General features: G+C 45.3%; 16 protein-coding genes and 1 pseudogene. 14 read left to right on the forward strand and 3 right to left on the reverse strand.

The annotated features are described in order from the left end of the window. Nucleotides 1-15 precede the first annotated feature (15 nt). Nucleotides 16-498 (reverse strand): cytidine deaminase, encoded by a 483-nt coding sequence (locus tag C825_RS23340; RefSeq protein WP_010800389.1) that lies wholly within the window; start codon nt 496-498, stop codon nt 16-18. Between the two features lie 78 nt (nt 499-576). Between C825_RS23340 and C825_RS23345 the strand changes: the two genes are divergently transcribed. From C825_RS23345 to miaA, 10 genes are all read left to right on the forward strand, one after another. After that, the gene (locus C825_RS23345) at nt 577-1308 is read left to right on the forward strand and encodes a class I SAM-dependent methyltransferase (protein ID WP_010800390.1); all 732 of its coding nucleotides are present in this window, start codon (nt 577-579) and stop codon (nt 1306-1308) included. 84 nt (nt 1309-1392) lie between these two features. Next, on the forward strand, nt 1393-2298 hold the full coding sequence (locus C825_RS23350) for a glucosaminidase domain-containing protein (protein WP_010800391.1): 906 nt from the start codon (nt 1393-1395) through the stop codon (nt 2296-2298). A gap of 45 nt (nt 2299-2343) precedes the next feature. After that, a complete protein-coding gene (locus tag C825_RS23355) occupies nt 2344-3510 on the forward strand; it encodes an AIR synthase related protein (RefSeq protein WP_010800392.1) in 1167 nt (388 codons plus the stop codon). Between the two features lie 8 nt (nt 3511-3518). Beyond that, complete coding sequence (gene prfA / locus C825_RS23360; RefSeq protein WP_010800393.1) at nt 3519-4628, forward strand: peptide chain release factor 1; 1110 nt, start codon at nt 3519-3521, stop codon at nt 4626-4628. 27 nt (nt 4629-4655) lie between these two features. After that, entirely contained in the window at nt 4656-5498 is an 843-nt protein-coding gene (gene pyrF, locus C825_RS23365; RefSeq protein ID WP_010800394.1) for an orotidine-5'-phosphate decarboxylase, read from the forward strand. An 89-nt stretch (nt 5499-5587) separates the two neighbouring features. Then, nucleotides 5588-6628, forward strand: a complete 1041-nt coding sequence (gene lpxD, locus C825_RS23370) for a UDP-3-O-(3-hydroxymyristoyl)glucosamine N-acyltransferase (RefSeq protein WP_007653898.1) — start codon at nt 5588-5590, stop codon at nt 6626-6628. An 11-nt stretch (nt 6629-6639) separates the two neighbouring features. Continuing rightward, nucleotides 6640-8025, forward strand: a complete 1386-nt coding sequence (locus C825_RS23375) for a bifunctional UDP-3-O-[3-hydroxymyristoyl] N-acetylglucosamine deacetylase/3-hydroxyacyl-ACP dehydratase (RefSeq protein ID WP_007653900.1) — start codon at nt 6640-6642, stop codon at nt 8023-8025. An 18-nt stretch (nt 8026-8043) separates the two neighbouring features. Beyond that, the gene (gene lpxA / locus C825_RS23380) at nt 8044-8829 is read left to right on the forward strand and encodes an acyl-ACP--UDP-N-acetylglucosamine O-acyltransferase (protein ID WP_007653902.1); all 786 of its coding nucleotides are present in this window, start codon (nt 8044-8046) and stop codon (nt 8827-8829) included. Nucleotides 8830-8970: 141 nt separating this feature from the next. Then, the gene (locus tag C825_RS23385) at nt 8971-9531 is read left to right on the forward strand and encodes an IS1096 element passenger TnpR family protein (protein ID WP_007653904.1); all 561 of its coding nucleotides are present in this window, start codon (nt 8971-8973) and stop codon (nt 9529-9531) included. A gap of 3 nt (nt 9532-9534) precedes the next feature. Next, on the forward strand, nt 9535-10440 hold the full coding sequence (gene miaA / locus C825_RS23390) for a tRNA (adenosine(37)-N6)-dimethylallyltransferase MiaA (RefSeq protein ID WP_007653906.1): 906 nt from the start codon (nt 9535-9537) through the stop codon (nt 10438-10440). A gap of 639 nt (nt 10441-11079) precedes the next feature. Here miaA and C825_RS23395 read toward each other — a convergent pair. After that, nucleotides 11080-11451: a DMT family protein gene (locus C825_RS23395; protein WP_007653908.1), complete on the reverse strand. Its 372-nt coding sequence runs from the start codon at nt 11449-11451 to the stop codon at nt 11080-11082. 3 nt (nt 11452-11454) lie between these two features. Further along, nucleotides 11455-12201, reverse strand: a complete 747-nt coding sequence (locus C825_RS23400; protein WP_007653910.1) for a tRNA 2-thiocytidine biosynthesis TtcA family protein — start codon at nt 12199-12201, stop codon at nt 11455-11457. A gap of 108 nt (nt 12202-12309) precedes the next feature. Here C825_RS23400 and C825_RS23405 point away from each other — a divergent pair, with 108 nt between their 5' ends. From C825_RS23405 to C825_RS23425, 4 genes and pseudogenes are all read left to right on the forward strand, one after another. After that, complete coding sequence (locus C825_RS23405; protein ID WP_010800395.1) at nt 12310-13749, forward strand: tetratricopeptide repeat protein; 1440 nt, start codon at nt 12310-12312, stop codon at nt 13747-13749. Nucleotides 13750-13765: 16 nt separating this feature from the next. Further along, nucleotides 13766-14253: pseudogene (locus C825_RS27795) on the forward strand (NfeD family protein). A gap of 10 nt (nt 14254-14263) precedes the next feature. After that, entirely contained in the window at nt 14264-15259 is a 996-nt protein-coding gene (gene floA, locus C825_RS23420; RefSeq protein WP_010800398.1) for a flotillin-like protein FloA, read from the forward strand. A 4-nt stretch (nt 15260-15263) separates the two neighbouring features. Continuing rightward, on the forward strand, nt 15264-16133 hold the full coding sequence (locus C825_RS23425; protein ID WP_010800399.1) for a nucleoside phosphorylase: 870 nt from the start codon (nt 15264-15266) through the stop codon (nt 16131-16133). Nucleotide 16134: the final 1 nt, after the last annotated feature.

Genomic DNA, 16134 nt, shown 5'->3' on the forward strand with positions numbered 1-16134 from the left:
TCAGTACTTATCATATTATTCCGATTTCAAATCTTCTTTCCCAAAACAAAGCGGTAAAAGCGATGCCGCACTCGGAGCAACCATCACATCCTTTATTCCGCAAAGCAACACTTTCACAGGCTTACCATATCGCTGTTCTGTCTCCAACAACACCTGCCGGCAAGCACCGCAAGGCGAAATACTTTCCACCTGCTTCCCTCCTGTTGCCGCCGCAATTGCCAGGGCAACTACCGGAATATCGGGATACTGATGTCCGGCATGGAACAAAGTAACCCGCTCCGCACATAAGCCGGATGGGTAAGCCGCATTCTCCTGGTTACTTCCCGTCACAATTGTCCCGTCAGCCAGTAACGCTGCCGCCCCGACATGAAATTTTGAATAAGGAGCATATGATTGTTCCGTTGCCTTCAAAGCCGCATGAACCAAAGGCAGTTCCTCATCCGGAACTTCGTTCAGCGAATAAACCGTTATTTTTGTTTCCAGTTTGATTTCTTTCATAAGACTGATGATTAGATAAACAAAGATAGTAAATTTGTATCTTTGTCCGATAAAATACGAATAATTCCAAATCAGGATATGCAAATACCCCTACTCACCCCTCAAAAAGACCCGATGGGCGCCGCTATCGCAGATTATTTCGCGAACGGTAAAGCTAGTAAACTCCGCGTTTTTTCTTCCATGTTCGATGAAGATGAAATCCCGGTGAAACAGTTATTCCGCAATTTTACGGAAATGCCGGCACTGGAACAAGAGGCACTCCGCATGAGTGAAGGCAGAATACTCGATGTCGGTGCCGGAAGCGGCTGCCATTCGCTGGCATTGCAAGAAATGGGAAAGACGGTAAAAGCCATCGACATCTCACCTTTGTCTGTAGAGGTCATGCAGAAAAGAGGCGTAAAGGATGCCTGCCTGGAAAATTTCTTCAACGAACAGTTCAGCGGCAGCTTCGATACGATCCTGATGCTGATGAACGGTTCGGGGATTGTCGGAAAGATAGCCAATCTCCCGATTTTCTTCCATACTTTAAAACGCCTGCTTGCCCCGGGAGGTTGTGTATGGATGGACTCTTCCGACCTCCGTTACCTGTTTGAAGATGAAGATGGCAATCTCGATATAGATATTGATGATGACTATTACGGAGAAGTGGATTTTCGCATGCAATATAAAAATATCAGGGGCGACCGATTCGACTGGTTATACCTCGATTTTCAAACGCTCAGCCTGCATGCAGCAAACAACGGGTTCAAAGCGGAGAAGATACGGGAAGGAGAACATTTTGATTATCTGGCTAAAATTAGCAGGATATAAACCAGTATTTTATAGATTATTTAGAAGAATAATATATCCAGCTTCATTATCTTTGCGAAAATAAATACTTTAGGAACTCGTTTTATGAAACTGACAATACGGATTTTTTGCCTCTTATTTTTTATAGCGACATTAGCGGAGGCAGCAACCCAGCGCAAAATACCTTCATACGAAAAGTATATAAAAACATACAGCGCTCTGGCTATAGAACAACAAAAGAAGTACAAAATTCCCGCCAGTATCACTCTGGCACAGGGACTACTGGAGTCGGGAGCCGGACAAAGCGACCTGGCACGCCGCTCAAACAACCACTTCGGCATCAAATGTCATTCCGACTGGCGCGGCGGACGTGTTTATCATGACGACGACCTGCGTGGAGAATGTTTCCGTAAATACAAACGGGTGGAAGATTCATATGAAGATCACTCCAAATTTTTGAAACGCTCGCGTTACGACCGGCTTTTCCAATTAAAAATAACTGATTACAAGGGTTGGGCCAGAGGTCTGCAAAAATGTGGTTACGCAACCGATCGCGCATATGCCAACAAACTGATTAAAGTAATTGAAGATTATGAACTTTACCGTTATGATACCGGAAAAGTACACAAATCAACACGCCAGGAAAAGAAAAAACTTAAATACCCGACCGTCAAATATACGATATACAGAACTTACGGTCTACTGTATGTTTATGCCAAAGAGAACGACAGCTTCGACCAAATCGCACAGAATCTGGACTTCCCTGTAAAAGATCTGAAAAAGTTCAACGAAGTACCGGAAGACTTCCCGTTGCAAAAAGGCGATATCGTCTATATTGAAAAGAAGAAGAAGAAAGCCGATAAGCCTAATTACGACCATGTTGTACAAGTCGGAGAATCCATGCACAGCATCGCACAGAAATACGGAATACAGATCAAGAGCCTGTATAAGATGAATAAAAAAGACAAAGATTACGTTCCTGAAGAAGGAGATGTGCTTAAACTTAGATAAGTAACATAAAAAAATAGTATCTTTGCAGCCAAATATGTAAAAACAATGAGTGACCAACGTTACAACCTGCGCGGTGTATCCGCTTCAAAAGAAGATGTTCACAATGCAATAAAGAACATCGACAAGGGAATATTCCCTAAAGCATTTTGTAAGATCATCCCTGATATATTAGGCGGTGATCCTGAATACTGTAACATTATGCACGCTGACGGAGCCGGAACAAAATCATCCCTGGCTTACATGTACTGGAAAGAAACCAGTGACTTGTCAGTGTGGAAAGGTATTGCCCAGGATGCACTGATCATGAACATCGACGACCTGCTGTGTGTGGGTGCGGTAGACAATATACTTGTTTCTTCCACTATCGGACGTAACAAACTGCTTATCCCCGGCGAAGTAATCTCCGCCATTATTAACGGAACGGACGAACTGCTGGCAGAACTGCGCGAAATGGGTGTAGGCTGCTATGCCACCGGAGGCGAAACGGCCGATGTGGGCGATCTGGTTCGCACGATCATCGTCGACAGCACCGTGACTTGCCGCATGAAACGTGCAGACGTGGTTGATAACAGTCATATACAAGGGGGCGACGTAATTGTCGGAATGGCATCTTACGGACAGGCTACCTACGAAAAAGAATATAACGGCGGAACAGGCAGCAATGGTCTGACCTCTGCCCGTCACGACGTATTTGCCAAATATCTGGCAACCCAATATCCCGAAAGCTACGATGCAGCAGTTCCCGATGAACTGGTTTATTCAGGCGGACTGAAACTGACCGACAAAATCGAAGAACTGGGTATCGACGCCGGCAAATTGGTGCTTTCCCCTACCCGTACCTATGCTCCGGTAATCAAAGTATTGTTGGATAAACTACGTTCGCAGATACACGGTATGGTACACTGTTCAGGCGGAGCACAAACAAAAGTAATGCACTTCGTCGAAAACAAGCGTGTGACAAAGAACAACCTGTTCCCTGTTCCTCCTCTTTTCCGTATTATTCAGGAACAGAGCGGAACCGACTGGAGCGAAATGTACAAAGTGTTCAACATGGGTCACCGCATGGAGATCTATCTGTCGCCCGAACATGCTGAAGAAGTGATCAGCATTGCCAAGAGCTTCAACATTGATGCACAAATCGTAGGCTTCGTGGAAGAGGCGGATAAGAATGAATTGATTATTGAAAGCGAAAAAGGTCGCTTCGTATATTAATCTGATAAATGGCTGATAATAATTTATTAGGAAGACTGGACGGATTAGTAAGCCGTTTTGAAGAAGTCGGAACACTGATTACCGACCCGGCAGTGATAGCCGATATGAAACGGTTTGTAAAACTCAATAAAGAGTATCGCGATCTGGAGAAGATCGTGACTACCCGAAACGAATATGTCAATACATTAAATGGTATAAATGAAGCACGGCAGATGCTCGATACCGAGCAGGATCCTGAAATGAGGGAGATTGCCCGCGAAGAGTTGGATGCCTGCAATGCCCGCATTCCGGAACTGGAAGAAGAGATCAAGCTGTTGCTTGTTCCGAGCGATCCGGAAGATGATAAGAATGCTATCGTTGAAATTCGTGGCGGAACGGGAGGCGACGAGGCCGCCCTTTTTGCCGGCGACCTCTATCGCATGTATATCAAATACTGCGAAGTCAAAGGCTGGAAAGTCGCCCTGTCAAGTTGCAGCGAAGGTTCGTCGGGCGGATATAAAGAAATTATTTTCACCGTTAGCGGTGAGAAAGCATATGGTACGCTCAAATATGAATCGGGCGTACATCGTGTTCAGCGTGTACCCAGTACTGAAACTCAGGGACGTGTACACACCTCAGCAGCTACCGTGGCTGTGCTCCCCGAAGCAGACGAGTTTGATGTTGAAATTAATGAAGGTGAAATTAAGTGGGATACTTTCCGTTCGGGAGGTGCCGGCGGCCAGAATGTGAACAAGGTCGAATCGGGCGTACGTTTGAGATACGTCTGGAAGAACCCGAACACCGGCGTGAGCGAAGAGATCCTGATCGAATGTACGGAGACGCGCGACCAGCCGAAAAACAAGGAACGCGCACTTACCCGCCTGCGTTCTTTCATTTATGACAAAGAACATCAGAAATACCTGGACGACATTGCCAACAAACGCAAGACAATGGTATCGTCGGGCGACCGATCCGCGAAGATCCGGACATACAACTATCCGCAAGGACGTATCACCGATCATCGTATCAACTACACGATCTATAATTTATCTGCTTTCATGGACGGCGATATACAAGCCTGCATCGACCAACTGACCGTTGCCGAAAATGCAGAACGCCTGAAAGAAGCCGAACTATAACAATTTCACTATTTGACACAAGACAAGATGAACAAGCAACAATTATTCGAAAACATTAAAAAGAAACAATCTTTCCTTTGCGTAGGATTGGATACAGATATAAAAAAAATCCCGCAGCATTTACTTTCTGAAGAAGATCCTGTCTTCGCTTTCAACAAGGCAATCATCGATGCTACAGCCGATTACTGTGTAGCTTACAAACCGAACCTGGCTTTCTACGAAAGTCTGGGTGTGAAAGGTATGCTTGCCTTTGAAAAGACTGTTACTTACCTGCGCGAAAACTATCCGGACCAGTTCATTATCGCCGATGCGAAACGTGGCGATATCGGTAACACCTCCGAAATGTATGCCCGCTCTTTCTTCGACCATATCAAAGTGGATGCCGTTACAGTGGCTCCTTACATGGGCGAAGACAGCGTAAAACCGTTCCTGATCTATCCCGAAGCATGGGTAATCCTGCTGGCATTGACTTCAAACAAAGGCTCACAGGATTTCCAGATGACGGAAGATGCCAACGGCGAACGTCTGTTTGAAAAAGTATTGAAGAAATCGCAGGACTGGGCTACCGACGAACAGATGATGTATGTTGTCGGTGCAACTCAGGGAAAAATGTTCCTGGACATCCGTAAACATGCTCCCAACCACTTCCTGTTGGTTCCGGGTGTCGGAGCACAGGGTGGCAGCTTGCAGGAAGTGGCTCAATACGGAATGAACGATCAGTGCGGTTTGCTTGTTAACTCTTCACGTGCGATCATTTACGTAGATAAATCGGAGAATTTTGCCTCATTTGCCCGCGAAGCAGCACAAGCTGTACAACGTGAAATGGCAGGATATCTGCATGATAAGGGAATTATTCCCTGCAAAGCATAGGCTATCCCAATATTTTTCACCATTTTTGCAAACTGCTTTGTTCTTAGTGGAGCAGTCTCAATTCAAAATACAATATAACAAAATAAGTAATGGAGTTATCAGCCCAACAAATAGCGGACTTTCTTGGTGGAACCGTTGATGGCAACCCGGAAGTGAAAGTTAGCAACTTCTCAAAAATAGAGGAAGGACAACCCGGAACACTGACGTTTCTGGCTAATCCCAAGTACGAACATTATATCTATAATACAGAAGCAAGCATTGTTCTGGTGAATAACGACTTTTCTCCGGCTGAACAGATCACCGCTACTTTAGTGAAAGTTGAAAATGCATATTCTGCTCTTGCCATGTTACTCAACCTGGTAGAACAGTCAAAACCTAAAAAAGCCGGTATTTCTTCGGCTGCTTTCATTGCAGCCTCTGCGACAATGGGAGAAGATTGCTTTGTCGGCAACTTTGCCTATATCGGAGAACAGGTAAAGCTGGGTAAGAACTGCCAGATATATCCCAACGCATACATCGGTGATGGCGTGACTATCGGAGATAACTGCATTCTTTATCCGCATACAACCATCTATAACGGATGTAAAATCGGAAATAATTGTATCCTCCATGCCGGTTCTGTGATCGGTTCGGACGGTTTCGGTTTTGCTCCCGAAGGAGAGAATTATAAAAAGATCCCGCAACTGGGGAATGTTGTATTGGAAGACAATGTCGAGATCGGGGCCAATACCACGATCGACCGTGCCGTGATGGGGTCAACCATCATCCGCCGCGGTGTGAAACTGGATAACCTGGTGCAGATCGCCCATAACGTAGAAGTCGGAGAAAATACTGTAATGGCAGCCCAGGTAGGTATCGCCGGTTCAGTCAAGATCGGCAGCCATTGTATGTTTGGCGGACAGGTAGGACTGGCCGGACATATCCATATTGCCGACGGCGTCGTATTCGGTGCACAATCCGGTGTGATCAGCGACATCAAGGAAGCTAAGACTGTATTGGGTGCTCCGGCTATCGACGCGAAGAACTTCATGCGTTCAAGCGCCGTATTCAACCGCCTGCCCGATATGTACCGTACACTAGGACAGTTGCAACGCGAGATCGAACAATTAAAAAAGGAAATCAATAAATAATTAATATACGTATGCAGAAACAAAAGACGCTAGCCAAGAGTTTCTCGATGCAAGGTAAAGGCTTGCATACCGGACTGGACATACAGATCACGTTCAATCCGGCACCGGAAAACCACGGATACAAAATTAAACGTGTTGACCTGGAAGGACAACCTGTTATTGATGCGTTGGCAGAAAACGTAGCCAGTACACAAAGAGGTACCGTTTTATCAAAGAACGGCATCCAGATCAGTACAGTTGAACACGCAATGGCAGCATTATATGCCTACGAAATCGACAACTGCCTGATTGAAGTGAACGCTCCCGAGTTTCCGATTCTGGACGGTAGCTCACGTTTCTTCTCTGAAGAGATCCGGAAAGCAGGAATCGTTGAACAGAACGCTCCGAAAGATTTTTACATCGTAAAACATAAGATCGAAGTAAAAGACGAAGAAACAGGTTCTTCACTGATCATCCTCCCTGACGAGAAGTTCAGTGTGAATGTGCTGATCTCCTTCGATTCGCCCGTTTTATCCAATCAGTTCGCCACCATGAACGATCTGAGCGAGTTTCCCGAAGAAATTGCTGCTTCCCGTACATTTGTTTTCGTTCGTGAAGTGGAAATGCTCCGCCAGAACAATCTGATCAAAGGCGGTGACCTGGACAATGCAATTGTTATCTACGACCAGAAAATGCCGCAGGAAACACTTGACAAACTGGCAGACGAAGTCGGCATACCCCACAAAGACGTATGCGACCTGGGTTATATCAACAACAAACCGCTGGTATTCGACAACGAACCGGCACGCCATAAACTGATTGACGTACTGGGCGACCTGGCACTGATCGGCAAGCCTATCCGCGGACGCATCATCGCAACCCGTCCCGGACATAAGATCAACAACCAGTTAGCCCGCATGATCCGCAAGGACATCAAATTAAACGAAGTACAAGCTCCGATTTACGATCCGAACGCAGCTCCGATCATGGACATCAACCGTATCCGCGAGTTGCTTCCCCACCGTTACCCCTTCCTGCTGGTCGACAAGATCATCGAAATAGGCGGTAACTATATCGTCGGAATAAAAAATATCACGACAAACGAACCGTTCTTTACCGGACACTTCCCGCAGGAACCTGTTACACCGGGTGTATTGCTGGTTGAAGCGATGGCACAGACCGGAGGTTTGCTCGTTCTGAATTCAGTAGACGAACCGGAACGCTATTCAACTTATTTCATGAAGATCGATGGCGTAAAATTCCGCCAGAAAGTAGTACCGGGAGATACACTGATCCTGCGTCTGGAACTGCTGGCTCCTATCCGCCGCGGTATTTCCACGATGAAAGGTTATATCTTCGTTGGCGACAAGCTGGTTTGCGAAGCTGAATTTATGGCTCAGATCATTAAAAACAAATAATAATAACAGAAGAAGGCAATGAATCAATCCCCTTTAGCAGTCGTTCATCCCGAAGCAAAGATCGGCCAGAATGTAACGATAGATCCTTTTGCAGTGATTGAAAAGGATGTAGTAATAGGCGACAATTGTCATATTTATTCACATGCAGTCATTCTCGACGGGGCAAGGATCGGAGACAACTGTTCCATCTTCCCGGGAGCTGTAATTGCCGGTATTCCACAAGATCTCAAGTTCAAAGGAGAGCAGACCACCGCTGAAATCGGAAAAAATACGACGATCCGCGAGTGTGTCACGATCAACCGGGGAACAGCATCAAAGGGAAAGACCATAGTCGGAAGCGATTGCCTGATTATGGCATATTCCCATATCGCACACGATTGCGTGCTGAAAGATCATATTATCCTCGGGAACGCATCCCAGATAGCCGGAGAAGTGGAGATTGACGATTTTGCTATTGTCAGCGGCGGCAGCCTGGTTCACCAGTTTACCCGCATATCGAAACATGTGATGGTACAGGGCGGCTCCCGTATCGGTAAAGATATTCCGCCTTATACGTTGATCGGCCGCGACCCGATTGTTTACTGTGGCATCAATATCGTAGGATTGCGCCGCCGTGGGTTCACCAACCAGCAGGTATTCCTGATACAGGATATCTACCGTACGTTATATACCCGTGGCCTGAATAATACGGAAGCCATCAAGGCTATTGAGACCGAATACGAAGCCAGCGAAGAAAGAGACCTGATACTCAACTTTATCAAGACTTCCGAACGCGGTATCGTAAGAGGTTCGATTGACGAATAATAATGTGCTAATCAGGCAATATGCCAATACGCCAATGAAAATATCAACAGATAGTATTTTTATTGGTATATTGGCATATTATTTTATTGGCACATTATTTTTATTTTACTACTTTTGAACCAACAAAAAACTAAAAAGACTATGGTATTTAGATTCCTCATTCTATCAGATGAAGTAGATGACTTCAAACGCGAAATCAAGATTGATGCGGAAGCAACTTTCCTTGATCTGCACGACGCCATCCTTGAGTCGGTTGGCTACACGAAAGATCAGATGTGCTCTTTCTTTATTTGTGACGACGATTGGAGCAAAAATACGGAAATTACATTAGTTGAAATGGACACCACTTCGGAAGTGGATAACTATATAATGGCTGAAACTCGTCTGGAAGAATTGCTTGAAGACGAACACCAGAAACTTATGTTCGTTTTCGACTATATGACCGAACGTGCTTTCTTCATGGAGCTCCGCGAAATAGAGCCGGGTAAAGATCTCGATAAAGCAATCGTCAGCAAATCAATAGGTGTCGCACCTGCCCAGACGATCGACTTCGATGAGTTCGAAACCAAAAACGGAAGCACAGAGATCGGCGAAGACTTTTATGGTGACTCAGAATATGACATCGACGAACTGGACAAAGGCGGTTTCGAAGGTTTAGGCGACGTACCGATGGAAAACCCGTACGACGACGAGCGTTTTTAATTGATGAACTCCCTTGTCATATTACTCGGGCCGACAGGAGTCGGAAAGACCGAACTGAGCCTGCGCGTAGCAGAACATTTCGGTTCGCCTATTATTTCCTCCGACTCCCGTCAGCTCTATAAAGATCTCCCTATCGGAACGGCGGCTCCCACCGCCGAACAAATGGCAAGAGTAAAACATTATATGGTCGGGACACTGGACCTGACCGATTATTACAGCGCCAGTAACTTTGAAGAAGACGTAATCTGCCTCCTGGAAACACTCCACCGTACCACTCCAACCGTTGTAATGACAGGCGGTTCCATGATGTACATCGACGCCGTATGTAAAGGCATTGACGATATTCCAACCGTCACCCCCGATATACGTGAGGCTATTTACGCCCAGTTCGAACGTGAAGGACTGGAAAATATCCTACAGGAGTTAAAAGAATCCGACCCTGTCCATTATGAAGAAGTAGACCGGATGAACTACAAACGGGTAATCCATGCCGTCGAGATATGCCGGATGACAGGAAAGCCTTATTCATCTTTCCGCACCAATATAAAGAAAGAACGCCCATTTAAAATCATTAAAGTGGGACTGACACGCGACCGCGAAGAATTATGCGACCGCATCAACCGCCGTGTCGATCAGATGATGGCTGACGGCCTGCTGGAAGAAGCGCGCAAAGTCTACCCTTTCCGCCACCTGAACTCACTCAATACGGTCGGCTATAAAGAACTGTTCAACTATTTCGACGGAGAATGGCCGCTCGACCTGGCCGTAGAGAAAATACGGCGCAACTCCCGTGTCTATGCCCGCAAACAAATGACCTGGTTTAAACGGGACGAAGAGATCAAATGGTTTCATCCGGACGAAGAAACAGAAATATTACGGTATCTGGATGGGATAATTAAAAACCAATAGCATGTTGAGGATGGAATGCCCTCTTCAAACGATTTATCAAACCAACTATCATACTATCATTTAAAATCATAAGAGATTAATTACAAGACTATTACCCTATGACAGTTGTTATTATTAACTATCATATAACTATCAGGCAACTATCATAGTCTTATCCAAAGGTCCAGTGTAAGCTTCTTTTTTTGCTGAAGTATATGACTTATTTTCAAGGAAGTAATTACTTATGTTGTTCGAGACCCGGGTCTCAAGGTTGCCAACACCCGGGTCTGAGCATCGTCAACATCCGGGTGTCAAACAGGATAAAACGGGCATCCTGACAACAATAAATAGTTGTTTCGATGAAATAAGTCTATATATTTCGGCAAAAAAGACTTGGGATAGAGGCTTTTTAATAGATACAGGAACGATAGTTTAGTTAAAACAATGTAAATATGATCGTTGCATGATAGATAAATGATAGTTAATAACAACAACCATCATAGGGTAACACACTCATTATACGCATATTACATCAAATTATGATAGTATGATAGTTGAATTCAAAATTAAACCCATAGCTGGTTCACTGATATTTGTTGCATTTAACGGAAATAGCAACTATAATCCCCGAGGTGGGTTCATTGTACGCCGATTACTTATTTACTTCTTGAATACCAGGTATACCGCCGCTACCAAAAGTAAGCAAGCCAATGCATGATTCCATTTAAACGATTCTCCTTTAAAGGCGATAGCACTGAAAGCCACGAATACGACAAGCGTAATAACCTCCTGTATTACTTTTAATTGTATCAGATTGAACGGTCCGCCATTCTCCCTGAATCCCATACGGTTTGCCGGTACCTGAAAACAATATTCGAAGAAAGCGAGAAACCAACTGAATAAGATCACACCGATCAACGGCAAATGTTCGAACCAACTGAACTGCTGTTTCATCTTCAGGTGGCCGTACCAGGCACATGTCATAAAAATATTTGATACGACCAATAACAGAATAGTATAAAAACCCTGCATAACTTATTTATTTTTTTGAGGAAGATAATCCTGTTGTACATTCGACATACTGTTCCAGATGCTGTAACGTGCTTCCGGATTTATAGCTTCGAGCCGGGCCAGGACCTCTTTCATATCCGAACGGCTGGAACCGGACTCATACGGACAGTTCTTTATTTGTTTACGATACCCTTTCCATTCGGCAATACGGACCAGTTCTTTTTCTTCAACCAGACACATCGGACGGATGATCTCCATATCAAACTTATCCATCTTCAACCGCGGAGGCATAGTCCCGAAAGCCCCCTGATGGGTTATATTCATCAGTAATGTTTCGATAATATCATCCTGATGATGCCCCAGGGCGATCTTATTGCAATTATGCTTCTTGGCTATATCAAACAAGGCCTTTCGCCGTGTCCAGGAACAAAGAAAACAAGGAGACTTACGTGTATCGGTAGAAGCGTCGAAACTCGTTTCGTGAATGATAAACGGTAATCCGTGTTCATCGGCACAGCTTTTCAGGTACTCCGCATCCGAGCAATAAGGAATATTCGTCATCACCACATGCGCCACGACCACTTCAAAGCGGGGATTGTAGATTTTTGAACGACGCCCCAGCAGGTCGACAAGGGCAAGCGAATCCTTTCCGCCCGACAATCCGATCAGGATGCGGTCACCATTGGCGATCAGGCTATATTCGAAAATTGCCCTCTTCACTTTCTCTTCTATTTTCCGGAACAGGAGTTCTTCTGCTGTCAACTTTGCCATATCTACTCTAAATCGGGCACAAAAATAGATATTTATCTAATGAATTGTACGCTTAACTAAAAATATTATTATCTTTGAATCAGTATAATTATATCATAACAAGAGACAATGAGCCGGTTATCTAAAAAACTGTTTTACACAATTGGAATTACATTTCTTTGCTGCAGCCTGCAGGCACAGAGCCTGGACCAGGCCAAAAAACTATACAACGAAGGACAATACGCTGAAGCTAAACCTGCTTTCGAAAAACTGGTGAAACAAGCTCCCAGTAACTCGTCCTATAATCATTGGTATGGTGTGTGTTGTTACGAGACCGGAGATCTGGCCGGTGCCGAAAAACATCTGAAAGTGGCAGTCAAGCGCAAAGTTCAGGAAGCTTATCGCTATCTGTCGGATGTTTATTATCAGACCTACCGTTTTGATGAAGCGGCGGAAATGATGGAAGAATACATCGACCTGCTAACTAAAAAGAAACAGGACACACAAGCATTCGAAGAAAAACTCAGTCTGGCTGAGAACGCCCACCGGATGATGGAAAAGACGGAAGATGTACAGATTATAGACAGTATAGTTGTCGACAAAGATGATTTTCTGGCAGCTTATACACTGAGCGAAGAAAGCGGCACATTGACTTCTTTCAAAGATTTCTTCCAGACAAATGAACCTGTATCCTCAACGGTTTATATGAACCAGAAGGGCGACAAGATTTATTATGCCCATGCAACAGACAACGACCGCTACTGCCTTTTCACCCAATCCAGATTAATGGACAAATGGGGGGATGAAAAACAGTTACCGATGAATATCAACAGCAACGATGACGACAATTATCCTTTTGTTCTGTCTGACGGAGTCACCATCTACTATGCCTCCAAAGGAAACGGTTCATTAGGCGGATACGACCTGTTCGTTACACGCTACAACATCAACTCCGATACTTATCTGGCACCGGAGCAGTTAAGCATGCCTTTCAACTCACCGTTCAATGATTATATGATGGTGTATGATGAAACCAAGGAGTTGGGATGGTTCGTATCAGACCGCTTCCAGCCCGAAGATAAAGTATGTGTTTACCTGTTCATCCCGAACAATGAACACAGCCGCGTGGAAAGTGAAGATATCGAAATGAAACGTGCCCGTGCCGCCATCACTTCCATTCAGGACTCATGGAAACCGGGAAGCGACTACAGCAATCTGATCGAACTGGCCCATAAAGAAATACCTTACGGGGAAGCGAAAATCGAAAAAGATTTCGAGTTCGTGATAAACAACAGCCTGGTTTACTATAAACTGGACGATATCAAAAGTCCGGAAGCAAAGAGTTACTATGGAAAAGTTGTCTCACTGAACAAACAGATAAAAGAACTGAATGATAAACTGGCCGACCTCAGAGCCTCCTATTCTTCCGGGAACAATGCAAAGAAGGAACAGTTGAAACCGGCAATTCTTGAAGCGGAAGAGCAATTAAACAGTCTGCTCGACCAGCCTGAAGAGTTGGAAAAGAAAGCTCGTAATACGGAGATAAACTATTTAAAAAGTAACAGATAATTCAACCGCGACTATTATGATTTGGGAAATAACCATTATTGTCTTTTTGATGCTGGTAGCCATCGTGCTTATCCTGCTGGAAATATTCCTTTTGCCGGGAATAACAATTGCCGGTGTCGGAGGATTTCTTTTCGCGGCATCAGGCGTTATTTATGCCTATACGGTAGGTGAAACGGTCGGACATATCACATTGTTCCTGTCGTTAACAGCCTTTGCCGCCTCATTTGTATGGTTATACGTGCCCGGTCATTCAACAAGGTCGCCCTGAAAACGGATGTCGACTCCAAACTGACTTCAAGCCGTGACCTGGGCATCGAACCGGGTGACGAAGGTATCACCCTTTCACGCCTTGCCCCCATCGGCAAAGCACGCATCAAGGGCATCACTGTCGAGGCGAAGTCGATGGATGAATTAATAGACGAAAACACGCCGGTCGAAGTACTGCGTGTCGACGGTTATAACGTATTGGTTAAGAGAAAAGAACAAACAGATATTCACGCTTAATTAAATTTATATGGAAGAATTGAACTATTTGCCTTTTATCCTACTGGGTGCAGCGGTATTGCTGCTGGCAATTTTCTTTTACTATGTGCCGTTCCTGCTATGGATCTCGGCCAAAGTATCGGGTGTAAACATCTCGCTGATACAGCTGTTTTTGATGCGTATCCGTAATGTACCTCCTTATGTTATCGCCCGTGCCATGATCGAAGCACACAAAGCCGGTCTGAAGTCGCTGACCCGTGATGAACTGGAAGCACACTATCTGGCAGGCGGACATGTTGAGAAAGTGGTTCATGCACTGGTATCTGCCTCCAAGGCAAATATAGACCTGCCTTTCCAGATGGCAACAGCTATCGACCTGGCAGGCCGTGACGTATTCGAAGCCGTTCAGATGTCGGTTAACCCGAAAGTGATCGATACTCCTCCTGTAACTGCCGTTGCAAAAGATGGTATCCAGCTGATTGCCAAAGCCCGTGTAACCGTTCGTGCCAACATCAAACAGTTGGTCGGTGGTGCCGGTGAAGAGACTATCCTTGCCCGTGTCGGTGAAGGTATCGTATCGTCCATCGGTTCGTCCGAAAGCCATAAAACGGTATTGGAAAACCCGGACTCAATCTCTAAGCTGGTACTCCGTAAGGGGCTTGATGCCGGTACGGCATTTGAAATCCTGTCCATCGATATCGCGGATATCGATATAGGTAAGAACATCGGTGCATTCCTTCAAATGGACCAGGCACAAGCTGATAAGAACATCGCCCAGGCTAAAGCCGAAGAACGCCGTGCAATGGCTGTTGCTTTAGAACAGGAAATGAAAGCAAAAGCTCAGGAAGCCCGCGCCAAAGTGATCGAAGCAGAGGCAGAAGTTCCGAAAGCAATGGCAGAAGCCTTCCGCTCCGGAAACCTGGGTATCATGGATTATTATAAGATGAAGAACATTGATGCCGATACATCTATGCGTGAAGCAATAGCCAAACCGACCTGTGCTCCTTCAAAACCGCTTAAAGACTAATCAGATGAGAGTCATTCCCGAATCCGAATTAATTATAAATGCAGATGGAAGCGCCTTCCATCTGCATCTTAAGCCGGAGCAGCTGGCAGACAGAGTAGTCCTGGTTGGCGACCCCGACCGAGTGTCAACCGTTGCCTCTTACTTCGACACACAAGAATGCGAAGTATCCAGCCGGGAGTTCCACACTATAACCGGTACCTATAAAGGAAAGCGTATCACAGTTGTATCCCACGGCATCGGAACGGACAATATAGATATTGTACTGAACGAACTGGATGCACTGGCCAATATCGACTTCTCTACCCGTACCGTAAAACCGACATTTAAACAATTGACTTTGGTTCGCGTCGGGACATCGGGAGGTCTGCAACCGTTTGTTCCTGTCGGCACGTACGTTGCCGCTGAAAAATCCATTGGTTTCGATGGTGTCATTTACTTCTATGCAAACACCGAACGTGCCAGGGATACAGCTTTTGAAGCAGCTTTGAAGGAACAATTGGACTGGAAACTTTCCGGCCTTTCTCCTTATGTCGTACCAGCCGATCATTCCCTGATCGAACAAATCACCGGAAACGATATTATCCGTGGCGTGACAATAGCTGCAAACGGATTTTATGGACCGCAGGGCCGTGAACTCCGCCTGCCTCTCGCCGACCCCAAATTGAATGAAAAGATTGAAGCATTCAATTATAATGGAAGGCAAATCACAAACTTCGAGATGGAAAGTTCTTCACTTGCCGGTCTTGCCGCCCTGATGGGACATCGCGCCATGACAGTCTGCTGCATCATTGCCGGCCGGGTAGACAAGAACATGAACACCAATTATAAAGGTTCATTAACCGGATTGATTGAAACAGTATTAGAACGCATCTGAT

The sequence above is a fragment of the Parabacteroides sp. ASF519 genome, assembly GCF_000364265.2.
GTDB classification, from domain to species: domain Bacteria; phylum Bacteroidota; class Bacteroidia; order Bacteroidales; family Tannerellaceae; genus Parabacteroides; species Parabacteroides goldsteinii.